The sequence below is a fragment of the Frigoribacterium faeni genome (genome assembly GCF_011761235.1).
Lineage (GTDB): Bacteria > Actinomycetota > Actinomycetes > Actinomycetales > Microbacteriaceae > Frigoribacterium > Frigoribacterium faeni_A.
This window is the reverse complement of sequence record NZ_JAAOYW010000003.1, coordinates 260999-285679: the sequence shown is the minus strand read 5'-3', so window position 1 is coordinate 285679 and position 24681 is coordinate 260999. Positions and strand designations below refer to the sequence as shown.

Here is a 24681-nt window from a genome sequence, read left to right as displayed (position 1 = left end):
GCTCGTCCATCATACGAGCCGAGGAGGCGCGGCGCGATCAGGTGCAGGGAGTGCAGAATCGGCACCATGACATCCGACCCTGCCCCGACGGCGCCCGCGACGACCGAGGCCGAGCCGGCGGCGAAGCCCGAGAGCACGACGACGGTCATCGTCGCGTTCCTCGCCAACCTGCTGATCGCCGTCGCCAAGACCGTCGCGGCGCTCCTCACCGGGTCGGCGTCGATGGTGGCCGAGTCGGCGCACTCGTGGGCCGACACGGGCAACGAGATATTCCTCTTCGTCGCCGACAAGCGCGGCGTCAAGCAGCGCGACGACGACCACCCGCTCGGCTACGGCAAGGAGACCTACGTCTGGTCGATGTTCGCCGCCTTCGGCCTGTTCACGGTGGGCGCGGTCGTGTCGATCCAGCACGGCGTCTCGCAGCTCGGCGCCGCCGAGGAGGCGGAGGACTACCTCGTGAACTACGTCGTGCTCGGGGTGGCGTTCCTGCTCGAGGGCACGTCGTTCCTCCAGGCCCTCCGCCAGGCCCGGGGCAGCGCCCGGGCGGGCCAGGTGCCGACCCTGCGCTACGTGCTGCGCAGCTCGAACCCGACCCTGCGCGCGGTCTTCGCCGAGGACGCCGCGGCCCTCGTGGGGCTGCTCATCGCGTTCCTCGGCATCTTCCTGCACCAGGTGACGGGCTCCGCGGTGTTCGACGCGGTGGGGTCGATCCTCGTGGGCGTGCTGCTCGGCGTGGTCGCGCTGGTGCTCGTCGACCGCAACCGGCGGTTCCTCGTCGGCGAGAGCCCGAGCGACGACCTCGAGGCGACCGTGCTCGAGCGCCTGCTGGCGCGCCCCGAGATCGCCCGGGTCACCTACCTGCACACCGAGTTCGTCGGCCCGAGCCGGCTCTACCTCGTCGCGGCGGTCGACATGACCGGCGACGACACCGAGCAGCACGTGGCCGTGGCCCTGCGCCGCGTCGAGCGCGAGCTCGAGGAGCACGACGTCGTCGAGGAGGCGGTGCTCACCCTCTCGACGCCCGACGAGCCGAGCCTGCAGCCGCGTCGCTGACGGCCCGCCCCGGGCACGCTGGAGGGCCCGCCTCCGGGGCGGAGACGGGCCCTCGTGGCCTGCGCGGGCTATCAGGCGCGACGTCGCCGCGCGACCACTGTGGCCGCGGCGCCGAGCACGAGCAGGCCGAGTCCGGCGAGCGCGGCGTCGCCCGCGTGGTCGGCGCCGGTCTGGGCGAGTGCCGACCGCGTCGCCGTGCGGGCGGCTGCGGCCGTCGTCGGGGAGCCGGCCGCCGGCACGACGACTGTCTCGACGGGCAGGACCGGCGCTACGGGCACGACGGGGGCCACGGCCGCGGCGACGAGGCGGAAGTCACGCGACACGCGTGCCGACGGCAGGGACGCGAGGTACCGGACGCCCGGGACGTACTGCCGGACGGACACCCGCCACCCGGCGTCGGCCTGCAGCAGGTCGACGTACTCCCACGTGCCGTCGGCCTGCACCACGATCGGGTCGTGACCGTGTCCGAACGCGTCGCCTCCGTCGGTCCGGTCGAGGTCGATGTCGATCTCCGAGCCGGCCACTCCGGTGCCGCGGAACGTCACGTCGCCCCAGCCCTCCGGTGCGTCGACCCACGACGAGGGCCGGGCCGTGACCTGCGGCCCGACGGGCGCCGTGATCGTCGGGGCCGGGCTCGTCGGCACGTCGAGGACGACGTCGCGGGTCTCGACGGCGCGCACGGTCGGGCCGGCCGCGTCGGTCGCGGTCACGACGACGCGGTGCGGTCCGGCGGGTCCCTCGGGGAAGCCGAAGTCGAGCGACCAGTCGCCCGGCACGACGAGCGCCGATGCGAGCAGTTCGCCCTCGGGCGTGGTCACGTCGATGGTGCCCGCGAAGCCGACCGTCCCGGAGGCCGTGAGGCCGGACTCCGTGACGACTTGGCCCTGAACGGGGCTCACGAGCGAGAACAGCGCGGCTTCGGGCTCCTCGGGAGCGGCCTCCGCCGCGGGGTCGGCGTCGAGGGCAGGGGCCGGTGCCGTCGGGGAGGCCGGCTCCGACTCGGCCGGCTCCGTCGGCTCCGTCGTGTCCGGCGCCGTCGGGACGGCGTCTGCCCCGGCGGGCGCCTCCGCCTCCGCAGGCACCTCTGCGGGCGTCTCAGTCGGCGCCGCCCCCGCGGCACCGTCCGTCGCCGCGCCGTCCGCGTCCCCGACCGCGGGCTCCCCCGCCGGGACGCCCTCGTCGACCGGTGCGGCCGAGGCCCCCGCGGTCGTCGCGGGAGCCGGCTCGGCCAGCGCCGGCGCGGCCGTGAGGGCCACCCCGCCGAGCGTCAGCGCCACGATCGTCGGCAGCGCGAGCGCCGCCGCCTTGTAGTCCTTCATGATGTGTCCGTCCCCGTGGGTCACGAAGCCGCAGCGCCCCTTCCCACCCCCGGGACGCCGGCCCCGGCGGCGTCGTCGCCTGCCGGTGGCTCGACCGTAGCCGGGGCGGGGACGCGGCGGGCGCCTCCCGGCCGCATCTCGTCCTCCCGTCGGCGGACGTCATCCTGGAGGACGACCACGTCGTCCGGTCCGCGACCCGCGGTGCCCACGGACACCCGGTTCCTAGGGTCTGCGGGTACCGTCGAGGCGTGCGCACGATGATCCGGCTGGCCAAGTCCCACCCCTCCGCCGTCCGGTTCCTCGTCGTCGGCGGCATCGGCTTCGTCATCACGATGGTGATCAACTACGGCCTGAAGCTCTTCGTCATCCCCCAGCACCCCGTCACGGCCCTGGCGGTCGGCACGATCGTGGCGACCATCGTGTCGTACTGGATGAACAAGAAGTGGTCGTTCGACGACCGCGGCAGCCGCCACACCGGCCAGGAGATGCTGCTCTTCGTCGTCGTCAGCGTGATCGGCATCGGCATCAACTCCGCGCCGCTCTACCTCTCGCGCTACGGCTTCGGCCTCGAGGTGCCGAACGTCACCCGCACGACACAAGAGATCGCGGACTTCGTCAGCGGCCCCGTCATCGGCACGATGTTCGCGATGGTGTTCCGCTACTGGGCCATGAACAAGTGGGTGTTCCCGAAGCGCGCCCAGCTCGACGACGTGCTGTCGCCCGTCTCGCCCTCGACCGCCTCCACCCCCACCCGCTAGCCCCGGGCGGCCTGCGCGTCGAGGCCGTCGGCCACGGGGGCGAGCGCCGCCGCCACCTCCTCGTCCAGCGGGCGCCGGCCGACCCCGGCCCGGGCCCAGACGACGACCGCGGTGGCCGCGGCCGCCAGCAGGGCCGACGCGGCCACCTCGGCCCGGACGTCGCCGCGCGGCAGGCCGCCGGCCTCGCCGAGGAACGACGTCACCGTGGCGCGGATCCGCACCAGCCGCACGGCCGCCGACGACACGAGGTCGTCGCCGAGCCCCATCGCGTCGGACTGCGACAGCGCCCACGGCACCCGGTCCGCGGGGTGCCGTCGGGCCAGGCCCACCAGCGCCGCCTCGACCCGGCGCACGGGCGACGACCCCGAGGAGGCGCGCAGCGCGTCCCCGAGACCGGCCGCGCTGGCGTCGAGGTCGAGCCAGAGGGCATCGGCCTTCGACTCGAAGTAGTTGAAGAACGTGCCCCGGCTGACCCCGGCCCGCTGGGCGATCTGGTCGACCGTGGTGCGCGCCCAGCCCTGCTCGAGGAACAGCTCGGCCGCGGCGTCGGCCAACACGTCGGCCGACGACCTCCGGGGCCGCCCCGAGGGCCGTCCTGCTGGGGTGACCGGCTCGCCTGACATGGGGTCCATCATGCCGCTAGACTCGACGACGGCCTTGTTGGACTCAGTCCAACAACGCCGTCCGCCTCCCCCTCGTCCCCGACGGAGCCCCATGCGCACCCGCTCTCTCCCCCTGCTCGCCCTCGCCTCGGCGGGCGCCCTGCTGCTCGCGGGCTGCACCGCGGGCGGCGACGCCGCCGACGACGGCACGCCCTCGGCGGGCGGCACCCTCACCTACGCGACCGGGGACGCCGAGCCGACCTGCCTCGACCCGCACGTGGGCGGCAACTACCCGCAGGCGCTCGTCTCGACGCAGTACCTCGAGTCGCTCGTCTCGAAGGACGCCGACGGCACGATCGTGCCGTGGCTCGCCGACTCGTGGCAGGAGGCGGACGACGGCCTCAGCTGGACCTTCACCCTGCGCGACGGCGTCTCGTTCACCGACGGCACCCCGTTCGACGCCGCCGCCGTGGCCGCCAACGTCGCCCACCTGCAAGACCCCGAGACGCTGTCGTCCACCGGCTACCTCGCCCTGCAGAAGGTCACGGGCGTCGAGGCCGTCGACGCACGGACCGCCCGCTTCGACCTCAGCGAGCCCGACAGCGCGCTGCTCGAGTCGCTCACGCAGCCCTGGCTCGCGATGGAGTCGCCCGAGGCCCTGCAGCGCCCGCAGGACGTCAACTGCGAGTCGCCGGTCGGCACGGGGCCGTTCGTCGTCGAGTCGTGGACCAAGCAGGACCGCGTCGTGCTGAGCCGCAACGACGACTACTCGTCGCCGCCGGCCGACGCCGACCACGAGGGGCCCGCGCACCTCGACGAGGTCGTCTGGCGCTTCATCCCGGACTCGGCGGCCCGGTACGCCGCGCTCCAGGCCGGGCAGGTCGACGTCATCGACAACGTGCAGCCGGACACCCTCGTGGCCGCCGAGAAGGACGACTCGCTCAACGAGATCGACGCCCCGCGCCCCGGCGCCGCCAACCGCATCGAGCTGAACTCGGGCAAGGCCCCCTTCGACGACGAGCGCGTGCGACAGGCGTTCGTCACGGGGGTCGACGTGAACGACGGCATCGACTCGCTCTTCTTCGGCACGGCCGACCGGTCGTACTCGCCCCTGTCGAGCGTCGAGCCCCTCGCCTGGTCGGACGAGTCGCTCTTCGACGTCGACCCCGACGCCGCGGGCGACCTGCTCGACGAGGCGGGCTGGACCGAGCGCGACTCCGACGGCTACCGCACCAAGGGCGGCGAGCGCCTCTCCCTCGAGTTCCCGGTCAGCACGAACCAGTCGATCCCCGCCGAGCAGTCGCTCTTCGAGCAGATCCAGGCGGGCGCGAAGCAGCTCGGCATCGAGGTCGTGCTGTCGCCCCTCGACCTGTCGAGCTGGTACGGCGCCCTCGCCGCGAACGACTACGACCTCGTGAGCGCCCCGTACACGAAGGTGGGGCCCGACGTGCTGCGCATCCTCTACGACACGGCCGGCATCACCCCGGCGCCCAGCGGCTACTTCGCGAACCTGGCCCAGCTGAGCGACCCGGAGCTCGACCAGCTGCTGACGGACGCCGCGCAGACGAGCGACCCCGACGAGCGGGCCGACCTGTACGAGCAAGCCCAGCGCATCGTGCTCGAGAGCTACACCGTGCTGCCCCTGTACGACCAGCAGAACCACTACCTCGTGCGCTCGTCGGTGACGGGCGTCCGCGCCCTGCCGCCGGTGTCGGCCGTCACCCTGTATGACGCTTCCCGCACCGACTGAGCCGGGGCGCGACGCCCTGGCGGGTCGCGCCTCCTCGGCCGCTCCCCCGACCACGGACGACGCGTCGGCCGCGTCCCCCGTGTCGGCGGTGCCGAGGAGGCGCGGGCGAGCGGCAGCGGCGGCCCGGTGGCTCGTCGGTCGCGTCGTCGGCGGCGTGGTGGTGCTCTGGGCCGTGGCGACCATGGTCTTCTTCGCGATCCGCCTGGTGCCGGGCGACCCGGCCGAGGCCATCCTCGGCGGGCCGGGCTCGCAGGCGTCGGCCGAGGCGCTGGCCCTGGTGCGCGAGCAGTACGGGCTCGACGACCCGCTCCTCCTGCAGTACCTGGCGCAGCTCGGACGCCTCGCGACGGGCGACCTCGGCACCTCGTACTCGCTGCGCACCGACGTGGGCGGGCTGCTGCTCGACCAGCTGCCGGGCACGATCGTCCTCGCCGCGTGCGCGCTCGTCGTCGCGTGGCTGCTCGCCCTCGGCACGGCCTGGTGGGCCACCCTCGGCGGGCGGGTCGCGGCCGCCGTGTCGTCGGGCCTCGAGGTCGTGGCCGCCGCCGTGCCGCACTTCTGGCTCGGCAGCGTGCTCGTGCTCGTCCTCAGCACGCAGCTGGGCCTGCTGCCGCCCGTGAGCACCGGCACGCCGATCGGGCTCGTGCTGCCCGTGGTCACCCTCGCCGTGCCCGTCGCCGGGTTCCTCGGCCAGGTGACGCGCGACTCCCTCCTCGACGCGGCCTCGTCCCCGTTCGCGCTCTCGGCCCGCGCCCGGGGCGAGTCGACCTCGGGGCTGTTCCGCCGGCACCTCCTGCGGCACGCCGCGCTGCCCGGCCTCGCGCTCTCGGGCTGGGCCTTCGGGTCGCTGCTCAGCGGCGCCGTGGTCGTCGAGTCGGTCTTCGCGCGGCCCGGGCTCGGGCGCACGCTGCTCGGCGCGGTGACGCTGCGCGACATCCCGCTCGTGACCGGCGTGGCCCTCGTCTCGGCGCTGTCGTACGTCGTCGTCGTGGCGCTCGGCGACCTGGCCGAGCGGCTCGTCGACCCCCGGGTGCGGGCGTCGTGACCGGCAGCCGGCTCGGCGCGGCCCGTCTGCGCGCCCCCGAGGTCGTGGCGGCCGTCGCGCTCGGGCTCGTCGTCGTGGCGGCCGTGGCGCCGGGCCTGCTCGCCCCGGCCGACCCCCTCGCCGTCGCCCCCGTCGACGCCTTCTCGGCCCCCTCGCTCGCGCACCCGTTCGGCACCGACGAGTCCGGGCGCGGCGTCTTCACGCGCATGGTGCACGGCGCCGGCGCCAGCCTGTCGATCGGCGCGGCGGCGACCCTGATCGGCACCGGGCTCGGCGTGCTGCTCGGGGTCGCCGCCGGGTTCGGGGGCGGCCGCCTGCCCGGGCGAGCGGCCGACGCGGCCGTGTCGCGCCTCCTCGAGGTGATGTTCGCGCTGCCCGGGCTGCTGCTCGCCCTGGTCGTCATCGCGTTCACCGGCCCCGGCGCCCTGCCCGCCACCGTCGCCGTGGGGCTCGCGACGGCGCCGGGCTACGCGCGCATCGTGCGCAGCCAGGTCGTGCGCGTCCGGCGCTCGGCCATGGTCGAGGCCGCCGTCGTGCTGGGGCGACGGCCCGGCGCCGTGCTCTGGCGCCACGTGCTGCCGAACGCGCTGGCCCCGGTCGTCGTGCTCGCGACGCTCGGCCTCGGCCAGGCGGTCGTCTGGGCCTCGTCGCTCAGCTACCTGGGCCTCGGGGCGCCGCCGCCCGCCCCCGAGTGGGGCGCCATGCTCTCGGCCGGCCGCCTCTACGTGACGAGCGCCTGGTGGATGACGGTGTTCCCCGGCCTCGCCGTGGTGCTCACCGCAGCGGCCGCGACCGTGCTGGGCCGTGGCCTCGCACGCCGGGGCGGAGGCGCGTCGTGACCGCCGCCGCTCCCCTGCTCTTCGTCGACGGGCTGCGGGTCTCGTTCGGGGCCGGGCCGGTCGTCGACGAGGTCTCGTTCAGCCTCGCGGCCGGCGAGTGCGTGGCCGTCGTGGGCGAGTCCGGCTCGGGCAAGAGCGTCACGGCGCGCGCCCTGCTCGGGCTGACCGGCGGCACGGTCGAGGCCCGCCGCCTCACGCTCGGCGAGACCGACCTGACGGGCCTGCGCGAGGCCGCGTGGCGCCGTGTCCGCGGCGCCCGGGTGGGCCTCGTGCTGCAGGACGCCCTCGTCTCGCTCGACCCCCTCCGCCCGATCGGCCGCGAGATCGACGACGCCCTGCGCCTGCACACCCGGCTGACGCCGCGGCAGCGCCGTGCACGGGCCCTGGAGGCGCTGGTCGAGGTGGGCATGCCCGACCCGGAGGCGCGGCTCGGCTCCCGCTCCGGCGAGCTGTCGGGCGGGCTGCGCCAGCGCGCGCTCATCGCGGCCGCGCTCGCCGTGCGGCCCGAGCTCGTCGTCGCCGACGAGCCCACGACGGCGCTCGACGCCGAGGTGCAGCGCGTCGTCGTCGACCGGCTCCGGGCGCTGCGGGACGGCGGCACGGCCGTGCTGACGATCAGCCACGACCTCGGCGTCGTGCGCCGACTGGCCGACCGCGTCGTCGTGATGCGCGCCGGACGGGTCGTCGAGACCGGACGGACCGCCGAGGTGCTCGACGCCCCGCGGCACGAGTACACGCGGATGCTCGTGGCGGCGCTGCCGGGCGGGGCGCCGCGCGGGTCGCGGCTGTCGCCGCCGGCGCCCGACCCCGCACCTGCGCCCGCGCCCGCTCCCGCCGCACCGGGTGCCCCCGCTCCCGCCCCCGCTCCCGCCGCACCGGCTGGCGCCGCCGAGCACCGCCGAGTGGACGAGACACCGCCCACTGCGGCGGTGGATCGTCCACTCGGCGGTGTCGCGGCGACCCCCACCGACGACCGCCCCGTCGTGCTCGCCGCGGCCGGGCTCCGCCGGGTGTTCCCGTCGCGCGGCGCAGCCCCCGACCGCGTCGCCGTCGACGACGTGACGCTCGAGCTACGTGCGGGCGAGACTCTTGGCCTGGTGGGCGCGTCCGGCAGCGGCAAGACGACGACCGCGCGCCTCCTGCTCGGCCTCGACGACCCCGACGGGGGCACCGTCACGCTGCTCGGCGAGCCGTGGGCGCCACTGCGCGAGCGCGAGCGCCGCGCCCGGCGACCGCTGCTCGGCGCCGTCTACCAGGACCCGGCGAGCTCGTTCGACCCCCGCCTGCCCGTGGTTCGCCTGCTCGCCGACGCCCTCACGGGCGGCGCGCGCACGCGGCCCGGCCGCGACGCCCTGCGACGCGACGTCGTCGACCTGCTCGCCCGGGTCGGCCTCGCGGCCGACCTCGCCGACCGGGGCACCGCCTCCCTCTCGGGCGGCCAGCGGCAGCGCGTCGCCATCGCCCGTGCCCTGGCGGCGCGGCCGCAGGTCATCGTCTGCGACGAGCCCGTGTCGGCCCTCGACGTGTCGGTGCAGGCCCAGGTTCTCGACCTGCTCGACGACCTGCAGCGTCAGGACGGCCTGGCCTACCTGTTCATCTCGCACGACCTCGACGTCGTCGGGCACATGGCCGACCGAGTCGCCGTCATGCAGCACGGCCGCGTCGTCGAGCAGGGCCGCAGCGTCGACGTCTTCGCCGCGCCCCGGCACGAGCACACGCGGGCCCTGCTGGCCGCGCGGCCCTGACGGGGCGCCGGGTCGTCAGGCCCCCTGCCCGCTCCCCGGCCGCGCCGCCAGGTCGTCAGGCCTTCGTCTGCTCCCCCGCCGCGCCGTCGTCGGCCGGCGTGCGGACGACGGGGATCGGCCCCGACTGCGCGAACGCCAGCGCCCAGTCCGACTTCGCCACGTCGCTCGACTCGTCCGAGTACGCCTCGATCAGCTCGCGGGCCTCGTCGTCGCTGGCGACGGTGGGGCCCGAGCCGAGCAGCGGCTCGTTGGCGGTCTCCTTCGTGAACGACACGGCCACGAGCCCGATCACGGCCGCGGCCATGAGGTAGAAGGCCGGCACGTCGTGGGCCCAGCCGAAGCCCTGCCCCTCCGCCCAGACGACGAGCGCCTCGGTGGCCAGCGGCGTGGTGCCGCCGAAGAGCGAGACCGACACGTTGAACGCGATCGCGAGCGCGCCGTAGCGGATGATCGTCGGGAACAGCGCGGGCAGGGTCGAGGGCATCGTCGAGGTGAAGGTGACGAGCACGAGGCCGAGCACCAGCAGCCCGGCGAACGACAGCACGCCGTTCTCGCTCTGCACCATGCGCAGCGCCGGGAACGACAGCACGAGGAACCCGATGCAGCCCGCGAACAGCACGGGCCGCCGGCCGAAGCGGTCGCTGAGCCGCCCGCCGAAGGTGATGACGAGCATCATCAGCACCATCACGACGATGATGAACAGCAGGCCGCTCGTGGCGTCGCGCCCGAGCGTGTTCGACAGGTACGTCGGCATGTACGACAGCAGCATGTAGTCGGTCACGTTGAAGACGAGCACGAGGCCGACGCAGACGAGCAGGGCGCGCCAGTTCTCGCGGAACAGCTTCAGGAACGGCACCTTCTGGTGCTCGCGCTCCGACGCCTCCGCCTGCTGCTTCTGGAACGCGGGGGTCTCCTCGAGCTTGAGGCGCAGGTAGAGACCGATCAGGCCGAGCGGCCCGGCGACGATGAACGGGATGCGCCAGCCCCAGCCGAGCAGCGCCTCCTCGCTCAGGCCGAGCTGCAGGGCGGTCACCAGGGAGGCGCCGAGCACGTAGCCGCCGAGGGTGCCGAACTCGAGCCACGAGCCCATGAACCCGCGGCGCTTGTCGGGCGAGTACTCGGCGATGAACGTCGCCGCCCCGCCGTACTCGCCGCCGGTCGAGAAGCCCTGCAGGAGGCGCGCCAGCAGCAGCAGGATCGGCGCCCACACGCCGATGGTCGCGTACGACGGGATGAGCCCGATGGCCAGCGTGCCCGCCGCCATCAGGATCATCGTCATGGCCAGCACCTTCTGCCGGCCGATGCGGTCGCCGAGCGGGCCGAAGAAGGCGCCGCCGATCGGGCGGACCACGAACGCGGCCGTGAACGTGCCGAAGGTGAAGAGGATGTTGAGGGCGTCGTTCCCGGGCGGGAAGAAGACCTGGGCGATGGTCGTGGTGATGTAGGCGTAGACGCCGAAGTCGAACCACTCCATCGCGTTGCCGAGGGCGGCGGCGCTGACGGCGCGCTTGAGCATGGACTCCTCGACGACGGTGACGTCGTCGGTGGTGAGCTCGCGGCGCGCGGGCCTGGACGAGTTCTTGCGGGCTGACATGTGTCGGGATACCTCCGGGTGATCGGACGGAGCACGACAACGGCGTCGGGCAAAAACCGAACGAGACTAGCAGGACCGGCATGTCAGATCCAGTGCCGACGGCGCAACCCTGCCCTGACCGCACCTTTCCGTGCCGCTGCTCGCGGCCCGCGTACACTGGGGCCGTCCCACAACCAGGCGCCTCACCACCGACACGGCGCCGTCCACAGAACCGGAGCAGCCCATGACGTCACCGATGCCCGACAAGCCCGCGCTCGAGGGGCTCGAAGCCCGCTGGGGCCGCGTCTGGGAGGACGAGGGCACCTACCGGTTCCGCCGCGACGAGGCGACCCGCTCCTCCGTGTTCTCGATCGACACTCCCCCGCCGACCGCGTCGGGCAGCCTGCACATCGGCCACGTCTTCAGCTACACGCACACCGACGTCAAGGCGCGCTTCGAGCGCATGCGCGGCGCGAGCGTCTTCTACCCCATGGGCTGGGACGACAACGGCCTGCCGACCGAGCGTCGCGTGCAGAACTATTACGGAGTCCGCTGCGACCCGTCGCTGCCCTACGACGCCGACTTCACGCCTCCCTTCGAGGGCGGCGACGGCAAGTCGGCCAAGGCCGCCGACCAGGTGCCGATCTCGCGCCGCAACTTCGTCGAGCTCTGCGAGCGCCTCACCGTCGAGGACGAGAAGCAGTTCGAGGACGTCTGGCGCACGCTCGGCCTCTCGGTCGACTGGACGCAGAGCTACCGCACCATCGACGACCGGTCGCAGGCCATGGCGCAGAAGGCGTTCCTGCGCAACCTGGCCCGTGGCGAGGCCTACCAGGCCGACGCGCCCACCCTGTGGGACGTCACCTTCCGCACCGCGGTCGCCCAGGCCGAGCTGGAGGACAAGGAGGTGCCGGGGGCGTACCACAAGCTCGCCTTCCACCGCGCCGACGGCGAGGGCGACGTCCTCATCGACACGACCCGTCCCGAGCTGCTCCCGGCCTGCGTGGCCCTCGTGGCGCACCCCGACGACGAGCGCTACCAGGCCCTGTTCGGCACGACGGTGCGCTCGCCGCTCTTCGACGTCGAGGTCCCCGTCGTGGCGCACCACCTCGCCCAGCCCGACAAGGGCTCGGGCATCGCCATGGTGTGCACCTTCGGCGACACGAACGACGTCGTGTGGTGGCGCGAGCTGCAGCTGCCGAACCGCGCGGTGATCGGCTTCGACGGCCGCTTCGTCAGCGAGGCCCCCGCCGCGATCGAGTCGGAGGCGGGCCGCGAGGCATACGCCCAGCTCGCCGGCAAGACGGTCTTCAGCGCGAAGCAGTCGGTGGTCGAGCAGCTGACCGCCTCGGGCGAGCTGGTCGGCGAGATCCGCGGGATCTCGCACCCGGTCAAGTTCTTCGAGAAGGGCGACAAGCCGCTCGAGATCGTCTCGACCCGCCAGTGGTACATCGTCAACGGCGCCCGCGACGAGGCCCTGCAGCAGTCGCTGCTCGAGCGCGGCCGCGAGGTCGGGTTCCACCCCGACTTCATGCGCGTGCGGTTCGAGAACTGGGTGAACGGCCTCAACGGCGACTGGCTGATCTCGCGCCAGCGCTTCTTCGGGGTTCCGCTGCCCGTCTGGTACCCGCTCGACGCCGACGGCAACCCGGTCTACGACGACGTCATCGTGCCCGACGAGGCGTCGCTGCCCGTCGACCCGTCCAGCGACGCGGCCCCCGGCTACGACGAGTCCCAGCGCGGCGTGCCCGGCGGCTTCCAGGGCGAGCTCGACGTGATGGACACCTGGGCGACCTCGTCGCTGACCCCGCAGCTCGCCGGCGGCTGGGAGGCCGACCCCGAGCTGTTCGACCTCGTGTTCCCGTACTCGCTGCGCCCCCAGGGCCAGGACATCATCCGCACTTGGCTCTTCTCGACCGCCCTGCGCTCGCAGCTCGAGCACGGCACGGTGCCGTGGACGGACGCCTCGATCTCGGGCTTCATCGTCGACCCCGACCGCAAGAAGATGTCGAAGTCGAAGGGCAACGTCGTCACCCCCGCCGCCATGCTCGACGACCACGGCTCCGACGCGGTCCGCTACTGGGCCGCCTCCAGCCGCCTGGGCACCGACGCGGCCTTCGACCCGCAGAACCCGAAGCAGATCAAGATCGGCCGCCGCCTGGCGATCAAGGTGCTCAACGCGGCGAAGTTCGTCTACTCGTTCGAGCTGCCGTCGGGCGAGTTCGCGATCACCGAGCCGCTCGACCGCGACCTGCTCGCGTCGTTCGCGGCCGTCGTCGAGACCGCCACGGAGGCGCTGGTCGGCTACGACCACGCCCGCGCCCTCGAGGTGACCGAGAAGTTCTTCTGGACCTTCTGCGACGACTACCTCGAGCTCGTCAAGGAGCGCGCCTACGGCGCGACGACGCCGGCCGAGCAGGCCTCGGCGGTGCTCGCCCTCCGCACGACGCTCGACGGGCTGCTGCGCCTGCTCGCGCCGTACCTGCCGTTCGCGACGGAGGAGGTCTGGTCCTGGACGCACGACGACTCCGTGCACCGCGCCTCCTGGCCGACGGCCGCCGAGCTCGGCGAGGTGGGCGCGCCCACCGGGCTGCTCGGGCTCGTCGGCGAGGCGCTGATCGGGGTGCGTCGGGCGAAGTCGGACGCCAAGGCCTCGCAGAAGACGCCGGTGGTCTCCGCGACGATCGCCGCGCCGGCCGCGCAGCTCGAGGTGCTCCGCGGGGCGGCCTCCGACCTCGCGGCGGTGGGCAAGATCCAGTCGCTCGAGTTCGTCGAGGGCGAGGCGCTGGCCGTCGCCTCGATCGAGCTGGGCGAGCTGCCCGAGGCCCCCGCGGCCCCGGCGGCGGGCGCCTGATGCAGCTCGGCACCCGGTGGAGCGTGGGAGGCGCGGCGCCCGCCGCCCTCCCCGCCCCCGTGCTCGGGGCGGTCGCCCAGGTCGAGCGCGAGCTGGCCGACCAGGGTGTCGACGCGTCGTCCTGGCGCTGGACGCTCACGTACCTCGAGCACCGCCCCGTCGTCGAGCTCGACGACGGCACGGTGATCCGCGTCGACGCCGTCACCGGCGAGGCGCACGTGCACGGCCCGGACGACGAGCCCGCCGACGACGACGCCTAGCCCTGCCGACACGGGCCGCGCCCGCGCCCGGTCTGGCCGGGCGCGGCGTCAGGCGCGGGCGACGATCTCGCCGTGCGGCATGAGCAGCCAGCCGTCGGGGGCGTCGCGCCACGCGCGCCAGGCGTCCGCGATCGCGTGCAGCTCGGCGTCGGTCGCCACGCCCTTGTCGATCGCGTCGCCGTGGAACGCCGACTCCGTCGCGCGGGCGGCCCAGCTGTCGCCCCACCATGCGCGCTCGTCGTCCGAGGCGAAGCACCACGAGGAGGCGGTGCTCGCGACCGTCTCGAATCCCGCCTCGAGCGCCCAGCCCTTGAGGCGCCTCCCTGCGTCGGGTTCTCCGCCGTTGCCGCGGTGCACCTGCTGGTAGATGTCCATCCAGCGGTCGAGGCCGGCCGACTCCGGGGCCCAGATGGTGCCGTGGTAGTCGACCTCGCGGGCGGCGACGACGCCCCCGGGGCGTGCGACGCGGCGCATCTCGCGCAGCGCCCCGACGGGATCGGCGACGTGCTGCAGCACCTGGTGGGCGTGCACGACGTCGAACGAGTCGTCGTCGAAGGGCAGCTCGTACAGGTCGGCGGTCACGAACTCGAGGGCGGCGACGCCGCGGGCGGCCGCGAGCTCGGCCGCCCGGGCGACGACACCGGGCGCGGAGTCGACGCCCACGACCCGGCCGGGGGCGAGCCGCTCGGCGAGGTCGACGGTGATCGTGCCCGGTCCGCAGCCGACGTCGAGCAGCGACAGCCCGGGTCGGAGGTGCGGCACGAGGTACGCGGCGCTGTTCTCGACCGTGCGCCAGGAGTGGCTGCGCAGGACGCTCTCGTGGTGCCCGTGGGTGTAGGTGGCGCGTGCCGCCGGCGGTCGGTCCATGCGCCCGACCCTACCGAGGCTCCTAGTGTGGACGGATGACGAACCCGTTCCTCGAGCCGAGCCCCCTGCCGTACGGGCTGCCGCCGTACGCCGACATCACCGACGACGACTTCCTCCCGGCGTTCGAGGCGGGGCTGGCGCAGCAGCGCGACGAGGTCGAGGCCATCGCGTCGGCCCCCGGCGAGCCGACCTTCGCCGACACGGTCGAGGCGCTCGAGCGCAGCGGCCGGGTGCTCGCGCGGGTCGAGCACGTGTTCTTCGACAAGGCGTCGAGCGACTCGAACGAGGCGACGGACGCCCTCGAGCTCGAGCTGGCGCCGCGGCTCGCGGCGCACGCCGACGCGATCCACCTCGACCCGCGGCTCTGGCGCCGCCTGGACGCGCTGCACGCTCGCCGGGACGAGCTCGACCTGACGCCGGAGCAGGACTACCTGCTCGAGCGCACCGTCGCGGACTTCGTCCGGGCGGGTGCCGCCCTGGGCGACGACGACAAGGAGGCGCTGCGAGAGCTGAACCAGCGGCTCTCGACCCTGACCACCCGCTTCGAGAAGCACCTGCTGGCCGACACGAACGACCTCGCCGTGGTCGTGCGCGACCCGGCCGAGCTGCCAGGGCTCAGCGAGGGCGAGCTCGGCGCCGCGGCCGCGGCCGCCCGCGAGCGGGGCCTCGACGACGCCTGGGTGATCACCCTCGTGCTGCCCACCGGCCACCCCCTGCTGGCCTCGCTCGACGACCCGGCCCTGCGGGAGCGCGTCATGACGGCCTCGCTCTCACGAGGGCGTCGGGGCGGCGACCACGACACCCGCGAGCTCGTGCTCGAGATCGCACGGCTCCGCGCCCGCCGGGCCGTCCTGCTCGGGTTCCCCGACCACGCCTCCTGGGTCACCGCGGGCGAGACGGCGGGCAGCCCCGCGGCCGTCGCCGACCTGCTCGGCAGGCTCGCCGCGCCCGCCGCCCGCAACGCACGGGCCGAGCTCGACGAGCTGCGCGAGCTCGCCTCCGAGGGAGCCGGTGAGGCGGGCACCGAGCCGGCCTCCGAGATCGGCGCCGCCGACCGGGCCTGGTGGGCCGAGCGGGTCCGCGCCCGCCGCTTCGACGTGGACACCGCCGTGATGCGCGACTACTTCGAGGCCGACCGGGTGCTGCACGACGGCGTCCTCCACGCCGCGACGCGGCTCTACGGGCTGCGCTTCGCCGAACGTCCCGACCTCGTCGGGCCGCACCCCGACGCCCGGGTCTTCGAGGTGACCGAGGAGGACGGCTCCCCCGTCGGCCTGTACGTGCTCGACCTCTACACGCGCGATTCCAAGCGCGGCGGCGCCTGGATGAACCCCCTCGTGTCGCAGTCGGCCCTGCTCGGCCTCGCGCCGGTCGTGGTCAACAACCTCAACGTGTCGAAGCCGGCGGCGGGCTCGCCCACGCTGCTGACGCTCGACGAGGTGACGACGCTGTTCCACGAGTTCGGGCACGCCCTGCACGGCCTGCTCGCCCGGGTGACGTACCCGTCGTTCTCGGGCACGAACGTGTTCCGCGACTTCGTCGAGTTCCCGAGCCAGGTCAACGAGATGTGGATGCTCTGGCCCGAGGTGCTCGAGAACTACGCCGTGCACCACGTCACGGGCGAGCGCATGCCGCAGGAGCTCGTCGACCGGCTGGTCGCCTCGCGCACCTGGGGCGAGGGCTTCGCGACGAGCGAGTACCTCGCCAGCGCGCTGCTCGACCAGGCCTGGCACACCCTGTCGCCCGCGGCGGCCGACCGCGTGACGGACGTCGGGTCGTTCGAGCAGGAGGCGCTGGCCGCGGTCGGCCTGGACCTCGCGGCGGTGCCCCCTCGCTACTCGAGCACGTACTTCGCCCACACCTTCTCGGGCGGCTACGACGCCGGCTACTACTCGTACATCTGGAGCGAGGTGCTCGACGCCGACACGGTCGAGTGGTTCCGGGAGAACGGCGGCCTGAGCCGCGAGGCGGGCGACCGGTTCCGGTCGCGCCTGCTCGGCGTGGGCGGCTCGCGGGACCCCCTGGACGCCTACCGCGACTTCCGCGGCCGCGACGCCCGCGTCGAGCCCCTGCTGGAGCGGCGCGGCCTGGCCTGAGCGCGGCGGCCGGCCGGCCCGGGCCAGCTAGGCCGGCCAGAGACCGGCCAGACCCGCCAGGTCGGCTAGGCCGACTTGTCGACGCGCTCCGGGGCGAGGCGCGGCACGATCGTGGGCGCGGCGTTCTCGAGCACGGAGGCGCGGGTGACGACCACCTTGCCGACGGTGTCGTCGGAGGGCACGTCGAACATGATCGGGCCGAGGACCTCTTCGAGGATGGCCCGGAGGCCCCGGGCGCCGGTCTGGCGCAGCACGGCGAGGTCGGCGATCGACTCGAGCGCCGCGTGGTCGAACTCGAGCTCGACCCCGTCGATCTCGAACATGCGCTGGTACTGGCGCACCAGGGCGTTCTTCGGCTCGGTGAGGATCTGCATGAGCGCGGCCTGGTCGAGCTGGGTCACCGTCGTCACGACGGGGAGGCGCCCGATGAACTCGGGGATGAGCCCGAACTTGTGCAGGTCCTCGGGGAGGACCTCGCTGAACAGGGCCGCTTCGTCCTGCTTGCTGTGCAGCGGGGCGCCGAAGCCGATGCCGCGCTTGCCGGCACGGTTGGAGATGATGTCCTCGAGGCCGGCGAAGGCGCCGGCGACGATGAAGAGCACGTTGGTCGTGTCGACCTGGATGAACTCCTGGTGGGGGTGCTTGCGCCCGCCCTGCGGCGGCACCGAGGCGACGGTGCCCTCGAGGATCTTGAGCAGGGCCTGCTGCACGCCCTCGCCGGACACGTCGCGCGTGATGGACGGGTTCTCGGCCTTGCGCGCGATCTTGTCGATCTCGTCGATGTAGATGATGCCCGTCTCGGCGCGCTTGACGTCGTAGTCGGCGGCCTGGACGAGCTTCAGCAGGATGTTCTCGACGTCTTCGCCGACGTAGCCCGCCTCGGTCAGGGCCGTCGCGTCGGCGACCGCGAAGGGCACGTTGAGGCGCTTGGCGAGCGTCTGCGCCAGGTAGGTCTTGCCGCAGCCGGTGGGGCCGATCAGCAGGATGTTCGACTTCGAGATCTCGACCTCGTCGGCGAGGGACTCGGCGGCCGTCAGGGTCGACGCGGCCCGGATGCGCTTGTAGTGGTTGTAGACGGCGACGGACAGCGCGCGCTTCGCCGCATCTTGCCCGATGACGTACTCCTCGAGGAACGAGTAGATCTCGCGGGGCTTCGGCAGGTCGAACTCGCTCGCGGGCTCGTCGCCGGCCTCGGCGAGGCGCTCTTCGATGATCTCGTTGCAGAGCTCGACGCACTCGTCGCAGATGTAGACCCCGGGACCCGCGATCAGCTGCTGCACCTGCTTCTGGCTCTTGCCGCAGAACGAGCACTTCAGCAGGTCAGCGCTCTCACCGATGCGTGCCATGCTCGGCCTCCCTACGAGATCGTCGGCGCCCCCTGTCGGACGTCGTCCACCGAGCCTAACCCGATCCCCCGACACCCACGGACCGACCGGCGGCATCCGCCGCGAGCCGGCCCGGCGAGCCCGCCGGGGAGGGACGACCGGCAGCCCGGGTCGACCCGCGACAGGCCCGCCCGCGGCGGTCCCCGGACGCGACGCTCCCCGGTCGCGACAGCCCCCCTGACGCGACGGAGCCCCGGGCGTCTCCGCCCGGGGCTCCGTCGCGCACGCGGCGCGCGACCTGCTAGCGCGTGAGCGCCGGCTGGTTCTTGCGCGACGTCAGCACCTGGTCGACGAGGCCGTAGGCCAGCGCCTCCTCGGCGCCGAGGATGTTGTCGCGCTCGATGTCGCGGTTCACCTGCTCGGGCGACTTGTTCGAGTGCTTCGAGAGGGTCTCCTCGAGCCAGGTGCGCATGCGCAGCACCTCGGCCGCCTGGATCTCGATGTCGGACGCCTGGCCGCCGCCGCTGCCGCCGGTCGCCGGCTGGTGGATGAGCACCCGGGCGTTCGGCAGCGCCAGGCGCTTGCCGGGCTGGCCCGCCGCGAGCAGCACCGCCGCGGCCGAGGCCGCCTGGCCGAGGCACACCGTCTGGATCTCGGGGCGGATGTACTGCATCGTGTCGTAGATGGCCGTCATGGCCGTGAACGAGCCGCCGGGCGAGTTGATGTACAGCGTGATGTCGCGGTCGGGGTCCATGCTCTCGAGCACGAGCAGCTGGGCCATGATGTCGTCCGCCGACGCGTCGTCGACCTGCACGCCGAGGAACACGATGCGGTCCTCGAAGAGCTTGGCGTACGGGTCCTGGCGCTTGTAGCCGTAGGCCGTGCGCTCTTCGAAGCTGGGGAGGATGTATCGGGAGCTGGGGGTCTGCACTCGGCCCGCGCCGCCCATCATCGGGAGTTCCATGAACACTGTCTCTTTCTCTGCTGACGAATCGGGAGGACTAGGCCTGGTCGGTGCCGGCGCCGCCGACGACGTCGGTGGCCGAGCCGCGGATGTGGTCGACGAAGCCGTACTCCAGCGCCTCCTCGGCGGTGAACCAGCGGTCGCGGTCGCCGTCCTCGTTAATCTGCTCGACGGTCTTGCCGGTCTGGGCAGCCGTGATCTCGGCGAGGCGCTGCTTCATCGAGAGGATGAGCTGGGCCTGCGTCTGGATGTCGGAGCTGGTGCCGCCGAAGCCGCCGTGGGGCTGGTGCAGCAGCACGCGCGCGTTCGGCGTGATGTAGCGCTTGCCCTTGGTGCCCGCGGTCAGGAGCAGCTGCCCCATCGAGGCGGCCATGCCGATCCCGACGGTGACGATGTCGTTCGGCACGAACTCCATCGCGTCGTAGATCGCCATGCCGGCCGTGATCGACCCGCCGGGCGAGTTGATGTAGAGGTAGATGTCCTTCTCGCTGTCCTCAGCGGCGAGGAGCAGGAGTTTCGCTGCGATCTCGTTGGCGTTCTCGTCGCGTACCTCGGAACCGAGCCAGATGATGCGGTCCTTGAGCAGTCGGTCAAAAACACTGTTGGGCAGTGTCACGTCGGCCATGGTGGTGCTCCCATTCGTTGTCGCTTGTCGTCGAATCTATCCGCTGCGGGGCACGGGTTCCGGGCTGTTCGCCCACGGCAATAACTTCCCGGCGCGAGGCGCGCCGGGCCCGGACGCAGAGAGGGCCGGGTGCAGCAGCACCCGGCCCTCTCGACGTCAGCGACGCGTCAGCTCAGCTCACGCGTGGTCGTGACCCTCGTGGTCGTCGTCGCCGCCGACGCCCGCGGTGGCGGTGAAGGCCGACAGGTCGACCTCCTTGCCCTCGCCGTCGACGACCTTGGCCTTCGACAGCACGACGGCGAGCGCCTTGCTGCGGGCGACCTCGCCGACCATGGCCGGGATCTGGCCGTTCTGGTCGAGGACCTTGATGAACTCGCCGGGCTCCATGCCGTACTGCGCGGCGCCCTGGATCAGGTACTGGGTGAGCTCGTCCTGCTCGACCTTGACCTCTTCCTTCTCGGCGATCGCGTCGAGGAGGATCTGGTTGCGGAAGGCCTTCTCGCTGCTCTCGGTCACCTCGGTGCGGTGCTCGGCGTCCTCGAGGCGGTTCTCCTGCTCGAGGTGACGGTGCACCTCGTCCTCGACGAGCTTCTCGGGCACGGGGATCTCGACGGCCTCGAGCAGCTTCTCGACGACCTGGTCGCGCGCCTGGGCGCCCTGGCCGAACGTCTTGGACTTGGCCAGCTGCTCCTTCAGGTCGCCCTTGAGCTCGTCGATGGTGTCGAACTGGCTGGCGATCTGGGCGAAGTCGTCGTCGGCCTCGGGGAGCTCGCGCTCCTTCACGGCGGTGACGGTGACGGCGATCTGGGCGGTCTCGCCCTCGCGGTCGCCGCCGAGCAGCTTCGACTCGAAGGTGGTGCTCTCGTCGGCGGTGAGCGACTCGAGGGCCTCGTCGATGCCCTCGATGAGCTCGCCCGAGCCGAGCTCGTACGACACGCCCTGGGCGGTGTCGACGGTCTCGTCGCCGATGGTGGCGGTGAGGTCGATCTGGACGAAGTCGCCGGTGGTCGCGGGGCGGTCGACCGTGACGAGCGTGCCGAAGCGGGTGCGGAGGTTGGACAGCTCCTCCTCGACCTCGTCGTCGCTGATCTCGACCGAGTCGACCGTGAGCTCGATGCCCTCGTAGTCGGGCAGGTCGAACTCGGGACGCACGTCGACCTCGACGGCGATGGTCAGGTCGCCCGAGAAGTCCTTGACGTCGGGCCAGGACACGACGTCGGCCTCGGGACGGCCGAGCACGCGGATCTCGGTCTCGGTGACGGCCTCGCGGTAGAACTTGTCGAGGCTCTCGCTGACGGCGTGGTTCAGGACCTCTTCACGACCGACGCGCTGGTCGATGATGGGCGGCGGCACCTTGCCCTTGCGGAAGCCGGGGATGTTGATCGACTCCGCGATGTGGCCGTACGCGTGCGTGACGCTGGGCTTGAGCTCGTCAGGGCTGACGACGATGTTGAGCTTGACGCGCGTGGGGCTGAGCTTCTCAACGGTGGTCTGGACCAATGTGGGGCTTCTCCTGTGTTGGTGGTGCTGAACTCACGTCCGAGACAGCAGGTAGACGATCGTCGGGGCGACAGGACTCGAACCTGCGATCTTCCGCCCCCAAAACGGACGCGCTAGCCACTACGCTACGCCCCGCATATCACCTTGTTCGGCGGCCCCGTTGGTCCCGTTGAGGTCGGGTGGAGCGAGCCTCGGAGGAGTCTAGCCGACCACGGAGGCGCCCGCGCTGGACCGGTCGGCGACATGCTCTATAGTTGAGGGCACCCATGCGGCCCTGGCCGTTGCGGGGATGTAGCTCAATGGTAGAGCCTCAGTCTTCCAAACTGATGGCGCGGGTTCGATTCCCGTCATCCCCTCGTACTCGTTCGACGCCTCCGGCGTCCGGCGCCGGGGGGCGCCTTGAATGACTCCTGCGGTTCAGGTTGCTCGTGGGGTCCGGCGCCGGGGTCTCCCTCTCTCGTCGTGCTCGCGGTGCCGTGCAGAGATCCTGGAGGTCGACGTGACTGCGGCCCCGAAGAGGGGGTGCGCTTCGGGGCAGACGTGGTAAGGGGCACCTCCTCGGATGGCCCATGATCTGAGGATGGAACGCGCGACGGTCGTCCGGGCCGCCCTCGTCGGGGCGGCGCTCGCCCTGCTCACGATCGGGTGCACCGTGCCGGTGACCACCGCTTCCCCCGGCTCCGCCCCGACCGGGGCCCCGCTGGCCGCCGCGTCGGCCGCGCCGGTCGACGGCACCGCCCGCGGCACGGCCGCCGACTCCGACGGCGCCGTGCGCGTCGCGATCGTGGGCGACTCGCTCACCGCCGGCGGCGGCCGCCTGCTCAGCGACGGCCTCGACGCGGACACGTGGATGACCTACGCGCAGGGCGACGGCGTCGAGTGGGTCGGCGGGTGGGCCAAGGGCGGCAGCACCGTCCAGGAGCAGGCCGCGGCCGTCGCCCCCGTCGCCGACGTCGACGTGCTCGTGCTCATGTCGGGCACGAACGACGTGCGCAAGGGCATCGGCTTCGCCGAGTCCGCCGCGTCGTACGACTCGGTCGTCGCCACGATCGCGCCGCGCCACGTGGTCGTCGCCGCCATCCCGCCGTACGACCGCTCCCCCGCGGCCGCCGCCGTCTACCAGCGTGCCCTCGAGCGGTTCGTCCACGAGCGGGGCTGGACCTGGACCGACCCGTGGGGCTTCGCGCGGGACGGCCTCGTGTTCGCGCCCGGCACCTCGCCCGACGGCATCCACCCCACGACCGCGGGCTACCAGCGGCTCGGCGAGTCCCTGCGCGGCACGATCCTCGAGGTCGGCGGGGTCCGCGACGACCTGCTGCAGGCCGGTCCGGCGGCGGACCCGGCCGTCGACCCCGCCACGAGCTGACGAGACGCACCGCCAGGCTCCGGCCGTGCCTCCGGGCCGGCGGCGCGCCTAGCGCTGCAGGTAGGCGAGCACGGCGAGCACGCGGCGGTGGTCGCTGCCGCTGTCCTCGAGCAGGAGCTTCTGGAAGATCGACGTCACGTTCTTCTCGACGGCACCCGTGCCGATGACCAGTGCGGAGGCGATGGCCGCGTTGGTGCGCCCCTCGGCCATCAGGGTGAGCACCTCGCGCTCGCGCGGGGTGAGCGCCTCGAGCGGGTCGCTGCGCCGGCCGAGCAGCTGCGAGACGACCTGCGGGTCGAGCACGGTGCCGCCGTCGGCGACCCGGCCGAGCGCGTCGCCGAACTCGTCGACGGAGGCGACGCGGTCCTTGAGCAGGTAGCCCACGCCCCCGCTCCCCGCCTCGAGCAGGTCACGGGCGTAGGCCACCTCGACGTACTGCGACAGCAGCAGGATGCCCAGGTCGGGGCGGCGGCGCCGCGCCTCGATCGCGGCCCGGACCCCTTCGTCGGTGTGGGTGGGCGGCATCCGGACGTCGAGCACGGCGACGTCCGGCGACGTCGCGTCGAGCTCGGCCAGCAGCGACTCCGCGTCGCCGTACGCCCCGACGACCACGGCGCCGATCTCGTCGAGCAGCCGGACGAGCCCCTCGCGCAGCAGCACGGAGTCGTCGGCCACCACGACGCGCAGGGCCGGGGTCGAGGAGGGGTCGGTCACCCCGTCAGTCTACGGAGGGCGCCGGGGCCGCCGGGCCGGCGGGGTCGGCCCCGAGCGGGATGCTCACCGTGACGATCGTCGGGCCCCCGGGAGGGCTCGAGATGTCGAGGAACCCGCCCAGGCCGACGAGTCGCTCCTGCACGCCGGCGAGGCCGTGGCCGTCGCGCAGCCCGGCGCCGCCGTGCCCGTCGTCGGTGACGACCAGCTCGAGCAGGGTGCCGTGGCCGTCCGGCGCCGTCCGGGTGCGCAGCACGAGGTCGGCCGAGCCCGCCCCCGAGTGCTTGCCCGTGTTGGTCACGAGCTCCGAGGCGATGAAGTACGCGTTGCGCTCGATGTCGCCGGACAGCGCGACGTGGGCCGGGACCCGGCTGAGCAGCGTCGTCGGGATGACGGCACGGTCGACGAGCGACTCGAGGGCGGGGACCAGCCCGCGGTCGAGCAGCAGAGGAGGCGCGAAGCCGCGGGAGAGGGCGCGCAGCTCCTCGAGGGCCTCGCGGGACTGCACCCGCGCCTCCTCGATCAGGCCCTTGCTCTTCTCGGGGTCGGCGTCGACGGCCCGCGCCGCCGCGGCGAGGTCCATCTGCAGCCGCACGAGCCGCTGCTGCGGGCCGTCGTGGATGTCGCGCTCGAGGCGGCGCAGGGCCGTGCCCTCGGCCGACAGGGCCGCGGTGCGCGAGATCTCGCGGTCGGCGAGCTCGACGGCGAGCTGGTCGCTGCGGAAGCCGCCGAGCATCGCCGCGGCGATCGCGTGGTGCATCACCACGAAGCCGTGCACGACGTACGGGATCAGCAGCACCACGCCGGTCAGGACGACCGCGCCGAGCAGCAGCAGCAGCAGCCCCGCGCCGCTGCCGAAGGCGGTCGCCAGGCCGAGGGTCTCGTCGCGGACGCTGCCGACCACGACGCCCCCGAAGACGAAGAGCAGCCCCGGCCCCGCGACGAGCGCGACCAGGACGGCCGTCGTGACCGCGGCCACCGTCGGGAACACGACGACGGCGTAGAGCAGGTACAGCCAGTAGTGCGGGTTCGCGAAGACGGACAGGGCACGGGCGAACCGGTTCTCGGACCGGCCCCAGGCCGTGTTCGGCGTCCAGTCGACGGGGCGCACCGGGCGGTCGAGGGCCCAGCGGAGCCGGATCACCTCGAAGGTGCCGAACCAGCGGGCCAGCCAGAGGCTGCCGAAGACGACGACGACCAGGAACACGAACCCCCCGACCGAGCTGTCGGCCCGGCCGAGCGACCGGAAGAACAGCGAGGCGAAGCCGCCGATGACGACGACCAGCACGGCCGACAGCGCCACGTAGCCGAGCTCACGGGGCAGCGACCGCCAGCGCCGCCGGTAGCCGCCGGGCGGGGGCGGCGGCGAGAGGTAGGGGTTCGCGGGGGCGCTGATGGTGCTCTCCTGGGTCATGTGTCGAGCCTCGCG

At 73.3% G+C, this 24681-nt stretch carries 20 protein-coding genes and 2 tRNA genes; 11 read left to right on the top strand and 11 right to left on the bottom strand.

What is annotated here, in order from left to right:
* The first annotated feature begins 66 nt into the window (after nucleotides 1-66).
* On the top strand, nucleotides 67-1053 hold the full coding sequence (locus tag FHR78_RS13455; RefSeq protein WP_166761034.1) for a cation diffusion facilitator family transporter: 987 nt from the start codon (nucleotides 67-69) through the stop codon (nucleotides 1051-1053).
* A 71-nt stretch (nucleotides 1054-1124) separates the two neighbouring features.
* On the opposite strand, the gene FHR78_RS13450 is transcribed toward FHR78_RS13455, so the two are convergent.
* A complete protein-coding gene (locus tag FHR78_RS13450; protein WP_166761033.1) occupies nucleotides 1125-2372 on the bottom strand; it encodes an LPXTG cell wall anchor domain-containing protein in 1248 nt (415 codons plus the stop codon).
* A 257-nt stretch (nucleotides 2373-2629) separates the two neighbouring features.
* On the opposite strand from FHR78_RS13450, the gene FHR78_RS13445 reads away from it, so the two are divergent.
* Entirely contained in the window at nucleotides 2630-3130 is a 501-nt protein-coding gene (locus FHR78_RS13445; protein WP_166761189.1) for a GtrA family protein, read from the top strand.
* Here the strand turns inward: FHR78_RS13445 and FHR78_RS13440 are convergent.
* Nucleotides 3127-3753, bottom strand: a complete 627-nt coding sequence (locus FHR78_RS13440) for a TetR/AcrR family transcriptional regulator (protein ID WP_166761032.1) — start codon at nucleotides 3751-3753, stop codon at nucleotides 3127-3129. The two genes, FHR78_RS13445 and FHR78_RS13440, sit on opposite strands and share 4 nt — an antisense overlap.
* Nucleotides 3754-3844: 91 nt before the next feature.
* Here FHR78_RS13440 and FHR78_RS13435 point away from each other — a divergent pair, with 91 nt between their 5' ends.
* Genes FHR78_RS13435 through FHR78_RS13420 form a run of 4 tightly spaced genes read left to right on the top strand, consistent with a single transcriptional unit; the run spans nucleotide 3845 to nucleotide 9111 of the window.
* Complete coding sequence (locus FHR78_RS13435; RefSeq protein ID WP_166761031.1) at nucleotides 3845-5482, top strand: ABC transporter substrate-binding protein; 1638 nt, start codon at nucleotides 3845-3847, stop codon at nucleotides 5480-5482.
* On the top strand, nucleotides 5460-6527 hold the full coding sequence (locus FHR78_RS13430) for an ABC transporter permease (RefSeq protein ID WP_166761030.1): 1068 nt from the start codon (nucleotides 5460-5462) through the stop codon (nucleotides 6525-6527). The genes FHR78_RS13435 and FHR78_RS13430 overlap by 23 nt, the downstream gene beginning before the upstream one ends.
* The gene (locus FHR78_RS13425) at nucleotides 6524-7366 is read left to right on the top strand and encodes an ABC transporter permease subunit (RefSeq protein ID WP_166761029.1); all 843 of its coding nucleotides are present in this window, start codon (nucleotides 6524-6526) and stop codon (nucleotides 7364-7366) included. The genes FHR78_RS13430 and FHR78_RS13425 overlap by 4 nt, the downstream gene beginning before the upstream one ends.
* Nucleotides 7363-9111, top strand: a complete 1749-nt coding sequence (locus tag FHR78_RS13420) for an ATP-binding cassette domain-containing protein (protein WP_166761028.1) — start codon at nucleotides 7363-7365, stop codon at nucleotides 9109-9111. The genes FHR78_RS13425 and FHR78_RS13420 overlap by 4 nt, the downstream gene beginning before the upstream one ends.
* A gap of 55 nt (nucleotides 9112-9166) precedes the next feature.
* Here the strand turns inward: FHR78_RS13420 and proP are convergent, their stop codons facing one another.
* Complete coding sequence (gene proP / locus FHR78_RS13415) at nucleotides 9167-10705, bottom strand: glycine betaine/L-proline transporter ProP (protein WP_166761027.1); 1539 nt, start codon at nucleotides 10703-10705, stop codon at nucleotides 9167-9169.
* 235 nt (nucleotides 10706-10940) lie between these two features.
* Between proP and valS the strand changes: the two genes are divergently transcribed.
* Complete coding sequence (gene valS / locus FHR78_RS13410; RefSeq protein ID WP_166761026.1) at nucleotides 10941-13538, top strand: valine--tRNA ligase; 2598 nt, start codon at nucleotides 10941-10943, stop codon at nucleotides 13536-13538.
* Entirely contained in the window at nucleotides 13538-13798 is a 261-nt protein-coding gene (locus tag FHR78_RS13405) for a hypothetical protein (protein WP_166761025.1), read from the top strand. The genes valS and FHR78_RS13405 overlap by 1 nt, the downstream gene beginning before the upstream one ends.
* A gap of 48 nt (nucleotides 13799-13846) precedes the next feature.
* Here FHR78_RS13405 and FHR78_RS13400 read toward each other — a convergent pair whose 3' ends face one another.
* Nucleotides 13847-14665: a methyltransferase domain-containing protein gene (locus FHR78_RS13400; RefSeq protein ID WP_166761024.1), complete on the bottom strand. Its 819-nt coding sequence runs from the start codon at nucleotides 14663-14665 to the stop codon at nucleotides 13847-13849.
* A 35-nt stretch (nucleotides 14666-14700) separates the two neighbouring features.
* On the opposite strand from FHR78_RS13400, the gene FHR78_RS13395 reads away from it, so the two are divergent.
* Complete coding sequence (locus FHR78_RS13395) at nucleotides 14701-16761, top strand: M3 family metallopeptidase (RefSeq protein WP_166761023.1); 2061 nt, start codon at nucleotides 14701-14703, stop codon at nucleotides 16759-16761.
* A gap of 65 nt (nucleotides 16762-16826) precedes the next feature.
* Here FHR78_RS13395 and clpX read toward each other — a convergent pair whose 3' ends face one another.
* The 5 genes from clpX to FHR78_RS13370 form a co-directional block, all read right to left on the bottom strand.
* On the bottom strand, nucleotides 16827-18107 hold the full coding sequence (clpX, locus tag FHR78_RS13390; protein ID WP_166761022.1) for an ATP-dependent Clp protease ATP-binding subunit ClpX: 1281 nt from the start codon (nucleotides 18105-18107) through the stop codon (nucleotides 16827-16829).
* A 280-nt stretch (nucleotides 18108-18387) separates the two neighbouring features.
* On the bottom strand, nucleotides 18388-19050 hold the full coding sequence (locus tag FHR78_RS13385) for an ATP-dependent Clp protease proteolytic subunit (RefSeq protein WP_166761021.1): 663 nt from the start codon (nucleotides 19048-19050) through the stop codon (nucleotides 18388-18390).
* Nucleotides 19051-19087: 37 nt separating this feature from the next.
* Nucleotides 19088-19675, bottom strand: coding sequence for an ATP-dependent Clp protease proteolytic subunit (locus FHR78_RS13380; protein WP_166761020.1), 588 nt, complete (start codon nucleotides 19673-19675; stop codon nucleotides 19088-19090).
* Between the two features lie 177 nt (nucleotides 19676-19852).
* Nucleotides 19853-21175: a trigger factor gene (gene tig / locus FHR78_RS13375; RefSeq protein WP_166761019.1), complete on the bottom strand. Its 1323-nt coding sequence runs from the start codon at nucleotides 21173-21175 to the stop codon at nucleotides 19853-19855.
* Between the two features lie 62 nt (nucleotides 21176-21237).
* A tRNA-Pro gene (locus FHR78_RS13370) sits at nucleotides 21238-21310 on the bottom strand.
* 150 nt (nucleotides 21311-21460) lie between these two features.
* Here FHR78_RS13370 and FHR78_RS13365 point away from each other — a divergent pair.
* Together FHR78_RS13365 and FHR78_RS13360 are read left to right on the top strand one after the other, a co-directional pair.
* Nucleotides 21461-21531: transfer RNA gene (locus FHR78_RS13365), tRNA-Gly, on the top strand.
* Nucleotides 21532-21755: 224 nt separating this feature from the next.
* A complete protein-coding gene (locus tag FHR78_RS13360; RefSeq protein ID WP_166761018.1) occupies nucleotides 21756-22541 on the top strand; it encodes an SGNH/GDSL hydrolase family protein in 786 nt (261 codons plus the stop codon).
* 48 nt (nucleotides 22542-22589) lie between these two features.
* On the opposite strand, the gene FHR78_RS13355 is transcribed toward FHR78_RS13360, so the two are convergent.
* Both FHR78_RS13355 and FHR78_RS13350 read right to left on the bottom strand, forming a co-directional pair.
* A complete protein-coding gene (locus FHR78_RS13355) occupies nucleotides 22590-23255 on the bottom strand; it encodes a response regulator transcription factor (protein ID WP_347878215.1) in 666 nt (221 codons plus the stop codon).
* 4 nt (nucleotides 23256-23259) lie between these two features.
* A complete protein-coding gene (locus tag FHR78_RS13350; protein ID WP_166761017.1) occupies nucleotides 23260-24666 on the bottom strand; it encodes a sensor histidine kinase in 1407 nt (468 codons plus the stop codon).
* Between the last annotated feature and the right edge of the window lie 15 nt (nucleotides 24667-24681).